This is a genomic window from Streptomyces sp. NPDC006997 (assembly GCF_040635175.1).
In the GTDB taxonomy this organism is placed as follows: Bacteria; Actinomycetota; Actinomycetes; order Streptomycetales; family Streptomycetaceae; genus Streptomyces.
This window is the reverse complement of record NZ_JBEYHH010000013.1, coordinates 136196-153097: the sequence shown is the minus strand read 5'-3', so window position 1 is coordinate 153097 and position 16902 is coordinate 136196. Positions and strand designations below refer to the sequence as shown.

General features: G+C 72.7%; 17 protein-coding genes. 8 read left to right on the top strand and 9 right to left on the bottom strand.

Going from position 1 to position 16902, the window contains the following annotated elements:
• Positions 1-27: 27 nt before the first annotated feature.
• Positions 28-624, bottom strand: a complete 597-nt coding sequence (locus tag ABZ659_RS15490) for a TetR/AcrR family transcriptional regulator (RefSeq protein WP_360218927.1) — start codon at positions 622-624, stop codon at positions 28-30.
• 143 nt (positions 625-767) lie between these two features.
• Between ABZ659_RS15490 and ABZ659_RS15485 the strand changes: the two genes are divergently transcribed.
• Positions 768-1415, top strand: a complete 648-nt coding sequence (locus ABZ659_RS15485) for a peroxiredoxin-like family protein (protein ID WP_360218924.1) — start codon at positions 768-770, stop codon at positions 1413-1415.
• 65 nt (positions 1416-1480) lie between these two features.
• Here the strand turns inward: ABZ659_RS15485 and ABZ659_RS15480 are convergent, their stop codons facing one another.
• The 4 genes from ABZ659_RS15480 to ABZ659_RS15465 all read right to left on the bottom strand — a co-directional run bounded on the left by ABZ659_RS15480 (position 1481) and on the right by ABZ659_RS15465 (position 6265).
• The gene (locus ABZ659_RS15480; RefSeq protein WP_360218921.1) at positions 1481-2923 is read right to left on the bottom strand and encodes a GH1 family beta-glucosidase; all 1443 of its coding nucleotides are present in this window, start codon (positions 2921-2923) and stop codon (positions 1481-1483) included.
• Positions 2924-2961: 38 nt separating this feature from the next.
• Positions 2962-3876: a carbohydrate ABC transporter permease gene (locus ABZ659_RS15475; protein ID WP_360218918.1), complete on the bottom strand. Its 915-nt coding sequence runs from the start codon at positions 3874-3876 to the stop codon at positions 2962-2964.
• 13 nt (positions 3877-3889) lie between these two features.
• Positions 3890-4867, bottom strand: a complete 978-nt coding sequence (locus tag ABZ659_RS15470) for a sugar ABC transporter permease (protein ID WP_360218915.1) — start codon at positions 4865-4867, stop codon at positions 3890-3892.
• Between the two features lie 84 nt (positions 4868-4951).
• Entirely contained in the window at positions 4952-6265 is a 1314-nt protein-coding gene (locus ABZ659_RS15465; protein ID WP_360218912.1) for an ABC transporter substrate-binding protein, read from the bottom strand.
• 267 nt (positions 6266-6532) lie between these two features.
• Between ABZ659_RS15465 and ABZ659_RS15460 the strand changes: the two genes are divergently transcribed.
• The 5 genes from ABZ659_RS15460 (at position 6533) to ABZ659_RS15440 (ending at position 10757) form a co-directional block, all read left to right on the top strand.
• Positions 6533-7546 carry a LacI family DNA-binding transcriptional regulator gene (locus ABZ659_RS15460; RefSeq protein WP_360218909.1) on the top strand — a complete coding sequence of 338 codons (1014 nt, stop codon included), beginning with the start codon at positions 6533-6535 and terminating at the stop codon, positions 7544-7546.
• A 64-nt stretch (positions 7547-7610) separates the two neighbouring features.
• A complete protein-coding gene (locus ABZ659_RS15455; protein ID WP_360218906.1) occupies positions 7611-8915 on the top strand; it encodes an erythromycin esterase family protein in 1305 nt (434 codons plus the stop codon).
• A 138-nt stretch (positions 8916-9053) separates the two neighbouring features.
• The gene (locus tag ABZ659_RS15450) at positions 9054-9638 is read left to right on the top strand and encodes a hypothetical protein (protein WP_360218903.1); all 585 of its coding nucleotides are present in this window, start codon (positions 9054-9056) and stop codon (positions 9636-9638) included.
• A gap of 154 nt (positions 9639-9792) precedes the next feature.
• Positions 9793-10329 carry a TerB family tellurite resistance protein gene (locus ABZ659_RS15445; RefSeq protein ID WP_360218900.1) on the top strand — a complete coding sequence of 179 codons (537 nt, stop codon included), beginning with the start codon at positions 9793-9795 and terminating at the stop codon, positions 10327-10329.
• 146 nt (positions 10330-10475) lie between these two features.
• On the top strand, positions 10476-10757 hold the full coding sequence (locus tag ABZ659_RS15440) for a hypothetical protein (RefSeq protein ID WP_360218897.1): 282 nt from the start codon (positions 10476-10478) through the stop codon (positions 10755-10757).
• Between the two features lie 334 nt (positions 10758-11091).
• On the opposite strand, the gene gap is transcribed toward ABZ659_RS15440, so the two are convergent.
• A complete protein-coding gene (gene gap, locus ABZ659_RS15435) occupies positions 11092-12090 on the bottom strand; it encodes a type I glyceraldehyde-3-phosphate dehydrogenase (RefSeq protein ID WP_360218894.1) in 999 nt (332 codons plus the stop codon).
• Between the two features lie 141 nt (positions 12091-12231).
• Complete coding sequence (locus ABZ659_RS15430) at positions 12232-13188, bottom strand: helix-turn-helix domain-containing protein (protein WP_360218891.1); 957 nt, start codon at positions 13186-13188, stop codon at positions 12232-12234.
• Positions 13189-13341: 153 nt separating this feature from the next.
• Here ABZ659_RS15430 and ABZ659_RS15425 point away from each other — a divergent pair, with 153 nt between their 5' ends.
• Positions 13342-14046 (top strand): hypothetical protein, encoded by a 705-nt coding sequence (locus ABZ659_RS15425; protein ID WP_360218888.1) that lies wholly within the window; start codon positions 13342-13344, stop codon positions 14044-14046.
• 14 nt (positions 14047-14060) lie between these two features.
• Complete coding sequence (locus ABZ659_RS15420; protein ID WP_360218885.1) at positions 14061-14849, top strand: alpha/beta fold hydrolase; 789 nt, start codon at positions 14061-14063, stop codon at positions 14847-14849.
• Between the two features lie 24 nt (positions 14850-14873).
• Here the strand turns inward: ABZ659_RS15420 and ABZ659_RS15415 are convergent, their stop codons facing one another.
• Both ABZ659_RS15415 and ABZ659_RS15410 read right to left on the bottom strand, forming a co-directional pair.
• A complete protein-coding gene (locus tag ABZ659_RS15415) occupies positions 14874-15686 on the bottom strand; it encodes a methyltransferase domain-containing protein (protein ID WP_360218882.1) in 813 nt (270 codons plus the stop codon).
• Positions 15687-15789: 103 nt separating this feature from the next.
• Positions 15790-16899 carry a MupA/Atu3671 family FMN-dependent luciferase-like monooxygenase gene (locus ABZ659_RS15410; protein ID WP_360218879.1) on the bottom strand — a complete coding sequence of 370 codons (1110 nt, stop codon included), beginning with the start codon at positions 16897-16899 and terminating at the stop codon, positions 15790-15792.
• Between the last annotated feature and the right edge of the window lie 3 nt (positions 16900-16902).

The window sequence follows — 16902 nt, the reverse complement described above, 5'->3', positions numbered from 1 at the left end:
CCGCCCGCCCAGGACACCGCCGCGGCGTCAGGCTCCCGCGCCCGCCAGGGTGTCGATCGCCGCCATCGCGGTGCCGCGCAACTGCTCCACGTCCGCTCCCGCGCGGGAGCGCAGATTGATGCCGTACGCCAGCAGGGCGAGCATCTCCGCCCCCGCGTCCGGGTCGGCGACCGCGGCCAGTTGGCCCAGCCGCCGGGCCGTCAGCAGCGCCTGGCGCAGGGCGTCGCGGAGCACCGCGTGCTGCCGGTCGAGCAGGGCGAGCACCTCGGGGTCGCCGCTCCCGGCGCCCGCGTGGGCGTTGGAGACCATGCAGCCCCAGCGCGCGTACTCGCCCGAGCAGCGCGTCTCGACCAGCCCGGCGAAGAACTCCCGCAGGGCGGGCAGCCCCCGCTCGTCCTCGGCGAGCCGCTGGAGCACGGGCCGGGAGCGGCTCGCGACGTAGCGGTCCAGGGCGGCGCGGTACAGCTCCTGCTTGCCGCCGAAGGTCGCGTACAGGCTGGAGCGGTTGAGTCCGGTCGCGTCGACGATGTCCTGGACGCCGGTGCCCGCCAGCCCCTGGCGCCAGAAGAGGCGTACGACCGTGTCCAGGGTCGCGTCCGGATCGAAGTGCTTGACGTCCGGCATGTCCGCTCCCGTCCGCCTGGAACGCGTCAACTTGAAATGGAGGTTCCAAGATAACGCCGCGGGCGTTGACCTGGAGCACGCTCCAGCGGCTATCTTGAAACGGTCGTTCCAAGATTTTCCGCTACCGCTGGAAGGACCCATCCATGAGCGTCAACGCCGAGCTGCGCGCCTTCTTCGAGAGCCGCCAGGCGCAGTTCCCCGAGCACGTCCGTGCCGTGATGCGGCGGGCGGGGCGGGAGCTGGCCGAGTCCGGACAGGCCGACCGGGCGCTGGCCGTGGGCGCCCAGGCGCCGTCCTTCGCCCTGCCCTCGGCCACCGGACGGACGGTCGCGTTGGACGCCCTGCTGGCCGAGGGCCCGGTGGTGCTGACCTTCTACCGCGGTGCCTGGTGCCCGTACTGCAACATCGCCCTGCGCTCCCTCCAGCGGCACCACGACGACATCACCGCCCGCGGCGCCCGGCTGGTCGCCGTCTCCCCGCAGACGCCCGACGCGTCCCTGTCGCTCGCCGAGAAGCACGAGCTGGCCTTCGACGTGCTGAGCGACCTCGGCAGCGACACCGCCAAGCAGTACGGCCTCGCCTTCGACCTGCCGGACGACCTGGCCGCCCTCTACGAGGAGTTCGGCATCGACCTGCACCGCGTCAACGGCGGCCACGCCCGCACCCTGCCCGTGCCCGCGACCTTCGTCGTCGACGGCGGCTCCACCATCCGCTGGGCGTTCGCCGACACCGACTACACCACCCGCGCCGAACCGGCCGACGTCCTCGCCGCGCTGGACGGGCTCCGGTAGGGCGGCTCCGCGCCCGGCGGTCGGTGCGACCGCCGGGCGCGTCGGACTGACCTGCTCCGCCCGGGTCAGGCGCCCGGCAGCACCCCGGTGCGGGCCACCTCGGCGTACCAGTGGGCGCTGGCCTTGGGGATGCGGGTCCCGGTCGGGTAGTCCACGTACACGGCGCCGAAGCGCTTGCTGTAGCCGTGGGCCCACTCGAAGTTGTCGAGCAGGGACCACAGGAAGTAGCCCCGCACGTCCGCGCCGTCCTTGATCGCCTGGTGGACGGCGGCCAGGTGGCCGCGCAGGTAGGCGATCCGGTCCGGGTCGTTGACGTTGCCCTCGGGGTCGGCGTAGTCGGGGAACGCGGCGCCGTTCTCGGTGATGACCAGCGGCAGTTCGGGGAAGTCGGACGACAGCCGCCCGAGCAGTTCGCGCAGGCCCGACGGGTCGATGGCCCAGCCCATGGCGGTGGTGTCGCCGGGCGGCTGGTGGAAGGCGACCTCGTCGGCGCCGGGCCAGGGGCTGTGCGCGCTGTTGCCGTGCCCGTCGGAGTTGTGGGTGCCGGAGCCGTCGGCGCGGGAGACGAGGGTCGGCGAGTAGTAGTTGACGCCGAGGAAGTCCAGCGGCTGGTGGGCCGTCTTCAGGTCGCCGTCGTGCACGAAGGACCAGTCGGTCAGCCCGGCGGTGTCCGCCAGCAGGTCCTCGGGATAGGCGCCGCGCAGCATCGGGCCGGTGAAGACCCGGTTGGCCAGCGCGTCGATGCGGCGGACCGCGTCGGCGTCGGCGTCGCTGCCGGTCAGCGGGCGGACGTGGTGGACGTTGAGGGTGACCGAGCACTGGGCGTCGGCGGGGAGCCGGTCGCGCAGTGCCTGGACGGCGAGACCGTGGCCGAGGTTGAGGTGGTGGGCGGCGCGCAGCGCGGCCACCGGGTCGGTGCGGCCGGGGGCGTGCACACCGGAGCCGTAGCCGAGGAAGGCGCTGCACCAGGGCTCGTTGAGGGTGGTCCAGCTCTTCACCCGGTCGCCGAGGGCGTCCGCCGCGAGGGCCGCGTACTCGGCGAACCGTTCGGCGGTGGCGCGCTCCGGCCAGCCGCCCGCGTCCTCCAGCTCCTGCGGGAGGTCCCAGTGGTAGAGGGTGGCGACGGGCCGGATGCCCTGGTCGAGGAGTTCGTCGACGAGTCGGCGGTAGAAGTCCAGGCCCTTCTGGACGGCGGGGCCGCGGCCGGTGGGCTGGATGCGGGGCCAGGCGAGGGAGAAGCGGTAGGCGCCGACGCCGAGCCGGGCCAGCAGGGCGACGTCCTCGCGCCAGCGGTGGTAGTGGTCGGTGGCGATGTCCCCGGTGTCGCCGTTGCGGACCCGGCCCGGGGTGCGGGCGTAGGTGTCCCAGATGGACGGGGTGCGGCCGTCCTCGGCGGCGGCCCCCTCGATCTGGTACGAGGCGGTCGCGGTGCCCCAGAGGAACCCCTTCGGGAAGGTGCGGGAGGCGTCCGGGGCGGACGCGGTCTGCTGCTGTGCTGCGGTGACCACGTTTGTCCTTTCAGATGGGTGGGGTGAACGGGGCGGTGTCAGCCCTTGACGGCGCCGGCCATGATGCCGCTGACGATCTGTCGGCCGAAGACGATGAACATCGCCAGCAGCGGCAGGGTGCCGAGCAGGGCGCCCGCCATGATCAGGGACTGGTCCCGGATGTATCCGGCGCTGAGCTGGGTGAGGGCGACGGGGACGGTCGGGTTGGTCATGTCGAGGACCACGAACGGCCAGAAGAAGTCGTTCCAGGCGTGCACGAACGTGATCATGAACAGCACCGCCATCGCGGGGCGGGCGACCGGCAGCACGATGGACCAGAAGATCCGCAGCGAGTGCGCGCCGTCCACCCGCGCGGCCTCGACGAGTTCGTCCGGCAGCGCCTCGGACAGGTACTGCCGCATGAAGAACACGCCGACCGCGCTGACCAGGGTGGGGAAGATGACGGCGGGCAGCTCCTGCGACCAGCCCAGCTCGGCCATCATCATGAACAACGGCACGACGCCCAGCTGCGGCGGCACCATCATCGTGCCGATCACCAGCATCAGCAGGATGTTGCGGCCCTTGAACCGGAGCTTGGCGAAGGCGAACCCGGCGAGCGTCGCGAAGAACACCGTGGACAGGGCGATGACCCCGGCCACGATCAGGCTGTTGACCATGGCCTTGCCCATGGCGGCCTCGTCCCAGGCGCGGGCGAGGTTGCTGAACAGGTTCGGCCCGGGCAGGAACGGCGGCGGGGTCTGGCTGACCCGGGTGTTGTCGGTGGAGGCCGCCACCATCGTCCAGTACAGCGGGAAGATCGACAGGATCGCGGTGAGGGCGAGCAGGACGTAGGAGAGCGGGCCCGCGTGGTGCTGGCGTCCGGCGCGCTGGCCGAGGATGCGGCGGCCGGTGGTCTTCTTCTCGGGGGTCCGGGCCGGGGCGTTGGTCCGGACCGGGAGGCTTTCGGTGGTCATGGCAGGCTCCTGGTCAGGACGTGCGGGCGCGCAGGCGCTTGATCAGGCGCTGGGCCACGAAGACGAGGACGAGCAGCAGGAACATCGCCCAGGCGACCGTCGCCGAGCGGCCCATCTGGTAGTTCTTCCAGCCCTCCTCGTACAGCAGCAGGCCCAGCGTCTGGTACTGGTTGTCCGCGCCGCCGGTCACCCCGTTGGGGCCCTGGCCGAAGATCAGCGGCTCGCCGAACAGCTGGGTCGCGCCGATCGTGGAGAGCACGACGGTGAAGACGATGGTGGAGCGGATCCCCGGCACGGTGACGTTCGTGAACTGCTTCCAGCGGGAGGCGCCGTCGATGGCGGCGGCCTCGTACCGGTCGGCGGGGATGGCCTGCATGGCGGCGAGGTAGAGCAGCGCGTTGTAGCCGGTCCAGCGCCAGATGACGATGGTGGAGATCGCGACCTGGGCGGGCCACTTGTCGGCCTCCCAGTTCACCGGGTCGAGGCCGACGGAGCCGAGCGCCCAGTTGATCATGCCGAAGTCGCGCTCGAAGAGCATGGTGAAGACGAGGGCCGCCGCGCCGACCGAGGTGGCGTACGGCACCAGCGAGGCGACGCGGAAGAACAGCGAGCCGCGCATCCGGTAGTTGAGCAGGTGCGCGAGGCCGAGGGCCATCAGCAGTTGCGGCACCGTGGAGATGACGCCGATGGTGATCGTGTTCTGGAGCGCGTTCCAGAACCGGGAGTCGTTCCACAGGTCGACGTAGTTGTCGAACGCCACCCACTCCATGACGTCCAGGGTGGCCAGTTCCACCCGGTGCAGGGAGATCCAGGACGTGTAGACGAGGGGGTAGAAGCTGAACGCGGCGAAGATGACGAAGAACGGCGCGATGAACGCGTACGGGGCGCCCTTGACGTCGGCCAGGTGCAGCAGCGTGGCGATCCGCCGGGCGGGGCCGTCGCCGCCCGGCTCGGCCTGTTCCGGCCGGGCGTTGGTGGTGGAGGTGGCCACCGCGGTTCCTTCCTGAGTGCGGGTGGGTGAGCCGTTACCCCAGGGCCCGCCCGGGGAGGTGGGCGGGCCCTGGGGTACGGCGGGTCAGCCGACCGCCTTCTCGATGCGCTCCGCGGTGGTCTCCCACGCCTCGTCACGCGCGGTGCCCTGCTGCTCGATCAGGGTCAGGCCCTGGGAGAAGGTGTCCTTGATCGTGCCGTCCTTGCGGCCCAGCACCTGCTTGTCGGGGATCTCCTGGGCGGCGGCGCCGAAGATCTGGCCGATGGGCGCGCCGTCGAAGTACTCCGAGGTGGCGTTCTTGACCTCGGCGCTGTCCAGCGCGGTCTTGGAGGAGGGGATGTTGCCGATCTCCTCGAAGATGTGGGTCTGCTGCTCCGGCGCGGTCAGCCAGGCGACGAGCTTCTTGGCCTCCTCCTTGACCGGGCTCTTCTCGATCACGCCGAGGAAGGAGCCGCCCCAGTTGGCGCCCTTCGGGGCCTTGGCCACGTCCCACTTGCCCTTGTTGGCGTCACCGGCCTTCTCGCTGATGTGGCTGAGCATCCACGCCGGGCAGACGGCGGTGGCGAAGGTGCCGTTGGCCAGGCCCGGGTCCCAGCCCGGCTGGAACTGGCGGAGCTTGGCGGTCAGGTCGTCCTCGGCGGCGTCCGCGGCGAGGTTCCACGCCTCCTTGACGACGGGGTTCCTGTCGTAGATCAGCTCGCCCTGCTCGTCGTAGTACTGCTCGGAGTGGCCGTAGACCATGGCGTTGAACAGGCCGCTGGCCGCGTCCATGTAGGCGACCTTGTCGCCCTTGAAGCCCTTCTTGAAGTCGCGGCCGACCTCGACGTACTTGGCCCAGTCGCCCTCCCACAGCTTGCCCACCTCCTCGCGGTCGGTGGGCAGGCCCGCCTGCTCGAAGTAGTCCTTGCGGTAGCAGACGGCCATCGGGCCGATGTCGGTGCCGAGGCCCAGGACCCGGCCGTCCCCGGTGGTGATCTGCGACAGCTTCCACGGCAGGAAGTGGTCGGTGCCGGGCACGTCGGAGAAGTCCGCGAACCGGTCGGCCTGGGTGTCGGTGATCTCTTTGGCCCTACCAATTTCTATGCCCTGGATGTCCTTGAGGCCGTTGCCCGCGGCGAGCCTCGTCTGGAGGGCGGTGTAGTAGGTCTGCTCGTCACCGGCCACCTCGACCTGGACGTCGACGTCGGGGTTCTCCTTCTCGTACTGCTCGATCAGGCCCGTCTCCTTGATGCCCATCACCCCGAACAGGCCCATGGTGATGACGGTCTTGCCGTCCTTCTTGCCGCCGCCCGTCACCGAGTCGTCGCCGCCCGAGCAGCCGACGAGGAGCGCGAGCGCGCCGGTGGCGGCGACGAACGCGACGGCTCTGGTTCGGATCGACCTGTCTGCAAGGCCCATGTTTCTTCCTCCAACGGACGGCTCTGGCACACCGGAGTCATGAGTGGTCATGATCTTGATGGGTACGTTCCCATCGCTGGGTGGGAACGTGCCCACCGGCTGTAGGAAGACTCATGGCAGCGACCGTCCCTGTCAATAACTTGAAAACAATTGCCCGGACGGACCGGGCGTGAGCCTTCGCTTCCCGAGCCCGGCCAGGGTGCTGTCGCCGTCCCGGCGTCTGCCACAATGCCGCTGGTCAGGTCCGCGTCGGGTGAGGAGCACGCAGTGGGGAACCGCCGTCCCACGATCAAGACGGTCGCCGCCCGCGCCGGGGTGGGGCGGACGACCGTGTCCCGGGTCATCAACGGCTCGGAACTCGTCAGCGCCGACGCCCGCGCCCGCGTCCTGGCCGCGATCAAGGAGCTGGACTACGTCCCCAACTCCGTCGCCCGGGGTCTGGTGACCAGCCGTACCAACGCGGTGGCCCTGGTGCTCCCGGAGTCGGAGAGCCGCCTCGGCTCCGAGCCGTTCTTCGCCGCCCTGATCCGCGGGGTGAGCGGCGCGCTCGCCGAGACCCGCACCCAGCTCCAGCTGATGCTCGTCCGTGACCAGGCGGAACGCGACCAGCTGACCGCGTCGGTGGCGACCCGCCGGGTCGACGGGGTGCTGCTGGTCTCGGTGCACGCCCAGGACCGGCTGCCCGGCATCCTGGAGGACCTGGGCCTGCCCACGGTGCTCGCGGGCCGCCGCGACGAGCGGGAGCGGCTCAGCCACGTCACCTCCGACAACGCGGGCGGCGCCGCCGCTGCCGTCCGGCACCTGCTGGGGCGCGGCAGGCGCCGGGTGGCCACCATCACCGGGCCGCTCGACATGGACGTGGGCCGCAGCCGCCTCGCGGGCTGGCGCGACGCCCACCGCGAGGCCGGGCTCGCCGCCGACGAACTCCTGGTGGAATCCGGGGACTTCACGGAGGAGGGTGGGCGCCGGGCGATGCGTTCACTGCTTGAACGCGCGCCGGACCTGGACGCCGTCTTCGCCGCGTCCGACCTGATGGCCGTCAGCGCCCTGACCGAACTGCGCCGCCAGGGGCGGCGGGTGCCGGAGGACGTCGCCGTCGTCGGGTTCGAGGACTCCGTCCTGGCCCGGCACACCAACCCGCCGCTGACGACGGTCCGGCAGCCGGTGGAGGAGCTGGGCCGGACCATGGCCGGGATCCTGCTGGACGAGATCACCGAGGCCGCGCCCCCGGGACGGCAGGTGACGCTGCCGACGGAGCTGGTGGTGCGCGAGTCGTCGTAGTGTGCCGTTTCCTCCGAGAGCGGCGGGGAACCCGGGGTGCGGGCGTACGGAAGGGGATCGAGCCGTGTTCGACTCCGAGCTGCCGCGCATCCGGGACGACGCCCTGCCGCTGTCGGACGCGGCCTCGCTCGACCCGCTCATGGAACGTGTCGGCGACGCCCGCTTCGTGCTGGTGGGCGAGGCGTCGCACGGCACCGCCGACTTCTACCGGATCCGGGACGCGCTGACCCGCCGCCTGATCGAGGAGAAGGGGTTCTCCTTCGTCGCCGTGGAGGGCGACTGGCCGGACTGCGAGGCCGTGCACGCCTCGGTGGTGGCGGCGCCGGGCGCGCCCGAGGATCCCGGGGAGGTGCTCGCGAATCCGCGGAGCTGGCCGACGTGGATGTGGGGCAACACGGAGGTGGCCGACTTCGCGCGGTGGCTGCGCGGCCACAACGGGCGTCGGCCGCCCGGGAGCCGGGTGGGCTTCTTCGGTCTCGACGTCTACAGCCTCTGGGAGTCGCTGCACGCCGTCCTCGGGCATCTGCGCGAGCACGATCCCGGCCGGGCGGGCCCGGCCCTGGAGGCGTTCCGCTGCTTCGAGCCGTACGGCGACGATCCGCGGTCGTACGCGCTGGCCACCAGCGTCCTGCCCGCGGACTGCGAGGCGCAGGTGCTGTCCCTGCTCGCGGAGATGCGGCAGCGGGCGGCACGGACGGCGGTGCCGGACGGTTCCCTCGCCGAGTTCGCGGCGCGGCAGAACGCGGAGGTGCTGGCCGGGGCCGAGCGCTACTACCGGGCGATGCTCGGCAGCGGCCCCGAGGCGTGGAACATCCGCGACCACCACATGGCCGACACCCTCGACCGGCTGGCGGAGCACCACGGTCCCGGCGCGAAGGCGGTGGTGTGGGCGCACAACACGCATGTCGGTGACGCCCGCGCCACCGACATGGCCGACACCGGCACGGTGAGCGTCGGCCAGCTTCTGCGGGAGCGGCACACGGGTGACGGGGTGGTGCTGGTCGGGTTCGGCGCGTACGCCGGGGCCGTGCTCGCGGCGACCGAGTGGGGCGAGGAACCCCGGGTCATGGACGTGCCGCCCGCTCACGCGGGCAGCCTGGAGGAGCTGCTGCACCGGGCCGCGCTGCCCGGTCGGCGGGCCCTGTTCGTCTTCCCGCACGTGCAGTTGCAGCGACCGCCGTCGACCGGTCCCCGCGCGTGGTTCCACCAGGAGCGCGGCCACCGCGCGATCGGCGTCGTCTACCGGCCACGCCACGAACACCTCGGCGCCTACGTCCCCACGGTGCTGTCCCAGCGGTACGACGCCTTCTGCTACCTGGACGACACCGAGGCGGTGACGCCCCTGCGCCGGGCCGCGGCGCGGCTGTGACGGAGGGCGGCACCGTTCTTCCACGGGGTGTTGAGCGTTTTTCCGGGCCCGCGCTGAACCGAAAGCGCGTTCACGGCGTGCAACCCGGCAAGAACCGGCCGCAGCCAGGCCGTGCTGCCTGGAAAGGAACGACGCATCGTGCCCACGGACTACGCATGTCACACGGCTGCCGAGCAGGCCGCTCACTGCCTCGCTCCCGTCTCCGCCTTACTGGCGCCCGACGCGCACGGGCCGATGGCCGACGCGGAGGTCATGCCGGTCGTGCTGCGCAACTACCTGGGCGCGGGACGGCCCGCCCAGGCGACGGTCAGGACGGCCGCGCCGGTGGTCACGGTGTCGACGGGCGCGCTGGCGGTGCGGCTCTGTCTCGAAGGGCTGCGCGCGGAGATGGAGGGCGCGCTGTCGCTGTGGCACGCGGGGCTGGCGCAGCGGCTGCCCGAGGTGCTGGGCGGCCGGGGCCGGGCGGGGGCGCGCGAGTGGCAGGTCCTGCAGGACCTCCAGGCCGAGGCGCAGGAGGTGCTCACCCTGCTGGCGCACCGGGAGCGGCACGGGCCGTCGGGGGCGCGGATGCTCGGCGGGCAGATCATGCTGCTGGAGGACGTCCTGTGCGGGTCGCTGCGGCGGCTGGCGGTGCCCGTCGACGCCGCCTCGGAGTGCGCGGGCGGTCTGGCGCGGGCGGTGGGGTCGCTGTTCGGGCTGGGGGCGGCGCCGGTCGCGCACTGAACCAGGCGGGCGGCGCGGTGACGGGCGGGGCGCTGGGGTACGCGCGGGAGTGCGCGCTTTGCGGAACCTTTGCGTGGGGGCCGGTCGTTGGAGGGGCGAGCGCGCGCGAGCGGGTTCGAGACAGACGCTCTCCATCGATACCGAGGTGACCTCAATGGCAGTGTGGGACCGGCTCAAGGACCAGGCCAGGGCTCTCCAGCAGTCCCCGGGCGGACACGGCAGCCGTGGTGCGAGGTCGTCCGGCGGTGGGTCGCGCGCCCAGCTGGTCAGCGCGCTGAAGACCCAGCTCGGTTCGCTCAAGACGGAGCTGAAGAGCGGTGCGTACCGGGACGCCAGCATGGCGATGTGCGCGCTGGTCGCGGCGGCCGACGGCCAGGTGGACGCGGCCGAGCGGCAGCAGATGGAGTCGCTGATCCTCAGCAACGACGTGTTGCGGAACTTCCCGCCGGAGCAGCTCCGCCAGCGCTTCGGCAAGCACGTGGACCGTCTGACGTACGACTTCGGGCAGGGCAGGGCGGAGGCCATGCAGGAGATCGCCAAGACCGCGAAGAAGCCGACCGAGGCCCGCGCGGTGATCCAGATGGGCATCGTGATCGCGGGCGCCGACGGCCACTTCTCGCAGGCCGAGGAGACGGTCATCCGGGAGGTGTGCGGCACCCTGGGCATCTCCCCGGCCGAGTTCCAGCTCTGACGCGCGCCGGCCGCCGCACGCGGTGGCGCCGCTCGGCCCGGGGAACAATCCGGGCGCGGGCGGTGCTGATCGGGGTGCCCCCGGGGATGGTGGAGTGGGTCCCGGTCGGGGGGGTTTACTGATCCGGCGGAGGAGCGTGAAGACCGATGGCGACCGCAGAGCGTGACTGGCCGTCCGTGAGTGAGGACACATCGTTGGTGACCACCTGTGGGCGCAGGATCTCCGTGCGCCGACTGCGGCTCGCGGTCGCGGAGCGGCCGATCAGCCGGGTCACCCTGGATGTGGGGCGGTACCCGGGCGGGGAGTCCGGGGTGTGGGCGGCGCTCACCGCGGCGGAGGCGCGTGATCTGGCCGGTCTGTTGCTGCTGCACGCGCGTCGGGTCGAGCGGGACGGTGAGCCGAGCGAGCCGTCCGGCGCCCCCTCCTGAGGAGCAACGGGCGTCGGCGGGGCGGCCGTTCGTCGCACGCGGTCGGCGTGGGACGCCGCGGCCAGCAGGGCCCCGGTGCCCAGGGGGCGGCGGGCCGCCGTGAGGGCGGCGAACGCGCCGCACACCACCAGGACCAGCACGGTGAGCGCGGGCAGTACCTCGCGTAACCCGGGTCCGTACCGGCCCTGGCCGCGCGGCGGTCGCACCGCCTGGCGTCGCCGGACACCTCTGGATGCCGGACGGCCGGTCTCCCGGCGGCGCCAGGTCGCCGGGCCGGCTCCCCCTCCCCTCAGCGCGTGCGCGTGGGGGGAGGCGTACCCGGGCGGGCGGGGTGTCAGCCCCGGGCGAGCAGTTCCAGGGTGTCGATCACCCGGTGGGAGAAGCCCCACTCGTTGTCGTACCAGGCGACGACCTTGATGTGGCGGCCGTCGACCCGGGTGAGCGCCGAGTCGAAGATCGACGAGGCCGGGTTGCCGGTGATGTCGGAGGAGACCAGCTCGTCGTCGGAGTACTCGAGGATCCCGGCGAGCGGGCCCTCGGCGGCGGTGCGGTACGCCGCCAGCACCTCGTCGCGGGTCACGTCCCGCGCGACGGTGGTGTTGAGTTCGACGAGGGAGCCGACCGGGACCGGCACCCGGATCGAGTCGCCGGACAGCTTGCCGTCGAGGTTCGGCAGCACCAGGCCGATCGCCTTGGCGGCGCCGGTCGTGGTCGGCACGATGTTCACGGCGGCGGCGCGGGCGCGGCGGGCGTCGCGGTGCGGGCCGTCCTGGAGGTTCTGCTCCTGGGTGTAGGCGTGCACGGTCGTCATGAAGCCGTGCTCGATCCCGGCGAGCTGGTCCAGTACGGCGGCCAGCGGCGCGAGGGCGTTCGTCGTGCAGGAGGCGTTGGAGACGACGGTGTGCAGTGCGGCGTCGTAGGCGTCGGTGTTGACGCCGTAGGCGAGGGTGACGTCGGCACCGTCCGAGGGGGCGCCGACGAGGACCTTCCGCGCGCCCGCGTCGAGGTGGGCGCGGGCGGCCTTGGCGGAGGTGAAGCGGCCGGTCGCCTCCAGGACGAGGTCCACGCCGAGGTCGGCCCAGGGCAGCCGCGCCGGTTCCCGCTCGGCGAGCACCTTGATGCGGCGGCCGTCGACGACGAGGGTGTCCCCGTCGACGGTCACCGGGCGGCCGAGGCGGCCCGCGGTGGTGTCGTAGGCGAGCAGCCGGGCGAGGGCGGCGGGCTCGGTGAGGTCGTTGACGGCGACGATCTCCAGGTCGCTGTCGCGCTCCAGGAGAGCGCGCAGCACGTTGCGTCCGATGCGGCCGAATCCGTTGATGGCGATGCGGGTCATGAGGGGGAAGTCCCTTTCGTCCCTGGGCCCTTGGTTCCTGGCCCTTGGTTCGTCCCTTGGTCCGTCACCAGCCTCGCGCGCCGCGTCGGCGGGTGGCCGGGGCGGGAGCGCCAGGGTCCGCAAGGATCGCGCCAGGTGCTTTCACTCGCCTCGGGAGAAGGTGCGCCGGTACTCGCTCGGGGTGGTGCCGAGGATGTGCTGGAAGTGCAGCCGCAGGTTGGCGCCGGTGCCGAGGCCCACGTCGACGGCGATCTGCTCGACGCTCCGCTCGGAGCGCTCCAGCAGTTCGCGGGCGGCGTCGACGCGGGCGCGCATCACCCACTGCATCGGCGTGTACCCGGTGTCGTCGACGAACCGCCGCGACAGGGTGCGCGGCGAGACCGCCGCGTGCCGGGCGAGCACCTTGAGGCTGAGGGGCTCACCGAGCCGGTGCAGCGCCCACTCCCGGGTGGCGGCGAACCGCTCCCCCAGCGGCTCGGACACGCTGCGCGGCACGAACTGCGCCTGCCCGCCGCTGCGGTAGGGCGCCGCGACGAGGCGCCGGGCCGCGTGGTTGGACGCGGCCACGCCGAGGTCGCCGCGGAGGATGTGCAGGCACAGGTCGATGCCGGAGGCGGCCCCGGCGGAGGTCAGCACGCTGCCCTCGTCGACGAAGAGCACGTTCTCGTCGACCTGGACGAGGGGGTGCCGCGCCTTCAGGGCGCGCGCGTAGTGCCAGTGGGTGGTGGCGCGCCTGCCGTCGAGCAGTCCGGTCGCGGCGAGCGCGAACGCGCCGGTCGAGATGGCGGCGAGCCGCGCGCCCCGGCCGTGCGCGGCGCGCAGCGCGTCGACGACGGCCCGCGGCGGGTCGTCGCGGTCCGGGAACCGGTAGCCGGGGATGAAGACGGTCTCGGCCCACTCCAGCACGCCGAGGCCGTGGGCGACGTGGTACGACAGTCCGTCGCCGCCGGTAACCAGTCCGGGCGCGGCACCGCACACCCGTACCTCGTACGGCATACTCGCCCGGGTCGTGAACACTTGCGCGGGGATGCCGACGTCGAGCGGCTTCGCTCCTTCGAGGACCAGGACGGCGACGCGGCGCAGCGGAGAAGGTGGCACGCCGGACAGGGTACGAGGCCCCGGCGACCGGTGGGCGGGGTGGGACTGGGGTCGATGCTGGGGCGGGCACCGGGGCGGGGCGCCGGGTCCGTCGGGCAGGCTCACCCTCCATGACGTTGTCTCCCCCGTCGCCGGAACGCGCCGGAGCGCCTCGTGGGTGATCCGTTGCCCCGTCGTCCCGCGTGGTCACGGCTGCGCGTCCATCTCACCGCCCACCGCGGACGGTACGCGGTCTACCTGGTCGGTTGCCTGCTGTTCTCCAGCGGTGCCGCCTGCTTCATCCACGCCGACCTCGGCACCGACCCGCTCGACGTCTTCGCCCTCGGCGTCCTGGAACACGCGCCGCTGACCATCGGCATCGTGCAGGCCTCGGTCGCCGCGGTCTGCCTGGCCGGGTGGGCGGTGTGGAACCGGCGCAGGCCGCCGGTGTCGCCGTTCGTCACCTTCTTCCTCTGCGGCAGCCTCATCGACGCGCTGCGGGCGCTGGAGGCCGCCTCCCTGCTGCCCGTCCCCAGCGGGGTGCTCATGCTCGTCGGGGTGGGACTGTGCACCTACGGCTCGGCGCTGATCATCATCAGCGGGATCGGCATCCGCGCCATGGACCTGGTCGCCATCACGATGACGCACCGCTGGCGCTGGCCGTTCTGGGCCGCCAAGGGCAGCCTCGAACTGGTGCTGCTCGCGGCCGGCTGGGCGCTGGGCGGCCCGGTGGGCGTCGGCACCGTCTGCTTCCTCGTGCTCGTCGACACCCTCCTGCAGCCCTGTATGCGGCTGAACACCCGCCTGTTCTCGCTGCGCAACCACGGGCTCGCGGCCCCGGCCCCGGTCCCCGCCCGGCTGGAATCCGACCCCGCCTGAGAAAGGCCACGCCCTTGACGACCGTCGACACCTCCGCGCGACCGGCCGCGGGCTGGGCGCTGCGGATGCGGGACGCGGCGCCCGCCCGGCCCCCGCTGGTGCGTCTCGTCTGCGTGCCCTACGCGGGTGGCGGCGCCGCGGCCTTCCACAGCTGGTCGGAGCTGCTGCCCGCGACGATCGAACCGTGGGCGGTGCGGATGCCGGGCCGGGACGCCCGGCTCCAGGAGCCGCTGCGCACCGACCTGCTGGCCACGGCCCGGGAGCTGGCGGAGGCGCTGGCGCCCGAGCTGACCGGGCCGTACGCGTTCTTCGGGCACAGCCTGGGCGCGTTCCTCGCCTTCGAGACCGTGCGCGCCCTGCGCGGGCTGGGGCTGCCCGAGCCGGTCCTGCTGGCGGTGTCGGCCCGGAACGCGCCCCAGCACCGCACCTACGCCGGGAGCGTGCACCGGCTGCCCGACGACGAGTACCTCGACGTGCTGGACCGGCGGTACGGGGCGATCCCGCCGCTGCTGCGCGAGGACGCCCAGATGCGGGCGATGTACCTGCCGATCCTGCGCGCCGACACGACGATGCTGGAGACCTACCGCTACACGCCGGGACCCGTGCTGGACTGCCCGGTGCTGGCGTACGGCGGTGTCGACGACCCCGAGACGACGACGGCGTCCCTGGCCGCCTGGGCGGAGGTGACGGGGGCCGGGTGCGGCACGCTGCTGCTGCCCGGCGGGCACTTCTTCCTCCAGCCGTCGCGGGAGCGGCTGCTCACGCACCTGTCGGCGGAGCTGCTGCGCGCGCTGGTGCCGTGAGCCGGCCGCCCCGGACGGTGCCGTTCAGCGTCTGCGGGCCGTGATGAGGACGTACCCGAGGCCGGGCGTGTCGAAGGTGTCCTCGTCGGTGTCGAGCAGGACCCGCACCACCTCCTCGCCCGCGAGGGCCACCCACTCGGCGCGGTGCTCCGCCAGCGTGGCCCGCAGCCGTTCCCGCAGCGGCCGCGGGACGCGCACCCGGGCGGTGACGTCGCTCTCGTCGAGGACGTCGAACCCGGCGGCGCGCAGCATGGGCTGGTAGGCGGCCAGCGGTACGGCGGTCACCAGCGGGTGGACCGTGGACCAGTCCTGGCCGGGCTGGTGGAACAGGTCGGCGACGGCGAGCCGGGCCCCGGGTCTGAGGACCCGGGCGGCCTCCCGCAGGGCACGTGGCTTGTCGGTCATGTGGATCAGCGACTCGAGGAACCAGGCGGCGTCGAACGACGCGTCGGGATACGGCAGTTGCTGGGCGTCGGCCCGTTCGAAGCGGACCCGGTCGGTCAGCCCCGCCTGCCGGGCGCGGACGCTGGCGTGCTCGATCTGGCGGCGGCTGACGGAGACCCCGACGACCTCCACCGGGTGGCCGCGCGCCAGGTGGAAGGCGGGCTGCCCGATGCCGCAGCCGAGGTCGAGGACGCGCTGGCCGGTCCTCGGGGCGAGCCGCTCCACCATGAGCGCGGTCAGCCGCTCGGCGGCCACCTCGAAGCTCGCGCCGTCGTCCTCGTCCGTCCAGTAGCCGACGTGCAGGTTGCTGGCGCAGATGCGCGCGTGCGCGGCGACGAAGGAGTCGTACAGTTCGGCGACCGCCTCCGTGTGGGACGGGTGCGACGAGGTCATTCCGTGCCTCTCTGCGTCGGAGCACCGCAAGGTGTGCGGCGGGTGCGGTGCGGTGCCGTCGGCTGTCAGGTGCCCGGCCACGGCACCGCGCCGCGCACGCCGGTCAGGTGGTGTAGTACCAGCTCATCGGGGTGGCCCCGGCAGCCGGGGCGGAGGGCTCGGGCGCCGGGTCCCGGCCGGGGGCTCCGGCGCAGCGCCGCCGCAGGCCGTCGAGGGCGGGCAGGGCCCGGGTCACGGTGTCGAAGGGCAGCCCGAAGTCGACCAGGCAGGCCACCTCGTCCACCCCGACGCCGCGCAGCCGCTCCACCGTCGCCGCGCACTTGTCCTCGGTGCCCAGCAGGGACCTGCGGCGGTAGTAGTCCTCGGCCATCAGCTCCGCGAGCTTGTCCTGCTCGGCGGCGTCGGTGCCGCGCGAGGTGCCGCTGACCTTGTCGTCGTTGCGCTTCTGCGTCATGAAGGACGCCAGATAGCCCTTCACCGGCTCGCGTACGAGGTCCCACACCTGTTGTTCGTCGTCGCCGACGTAGGTGTGCATCCCCACGGTGACCGTGCCCGCCGCGGGGTCGTGCCCCGCCTTCTCGCGGGCGGCGCGGTACTGGACGACGTCCTCCTCCAGCTTCTCCCAACTGGTCAGCAGGGACAGGACGTTCAGTCCGCGCTTGCCCGCCTCCACCCAGGTCTGCGGGTTGGAGGTGTGCACGAGCCACATCGGCAGCTCCGGCTGGCAGGGCCGCGGGTAGGTCCGTACGTCGAGGGCGCGGCCGTCGGGGCCGGGGAAGGACCGGGACTCGCCCCGCCACAGCGCGGCGATGGTGTCGACGTTGTCGAGCGTGTACTCGCGTCGGGTGGCGTAGTTGTCGGGGTAGAAGACGAAGTCGCCCTGGTGCCAGCCGGTGGCCAGGCAGACCCCCACCCGGCCCTGGGAGAGCTGGTCGACCAGGGACCACTCCTCGACGACACGGACGGGGTGGTGGTGGGGCGCCACCACGCTCCCGGCCCGGATGTGCAGGTTCTCCGTGGCCACGGCGAGCCCCGCGGACAGCACGGCCGGGTTGGGGAAGCTGCCCCCGAACTCCTGGAAGTGCCGCTCCGGCGTCCAGATGGCGGTGAAGCCCCGGCGGTCGATGAAACGGGCCACGTCCAGGATGAACCGGTAGCGGGCGCCGAAGTCGTTGCGGTCGTTGGCTGAGAAGAAGTAGACGCTGAAGTCCATCGT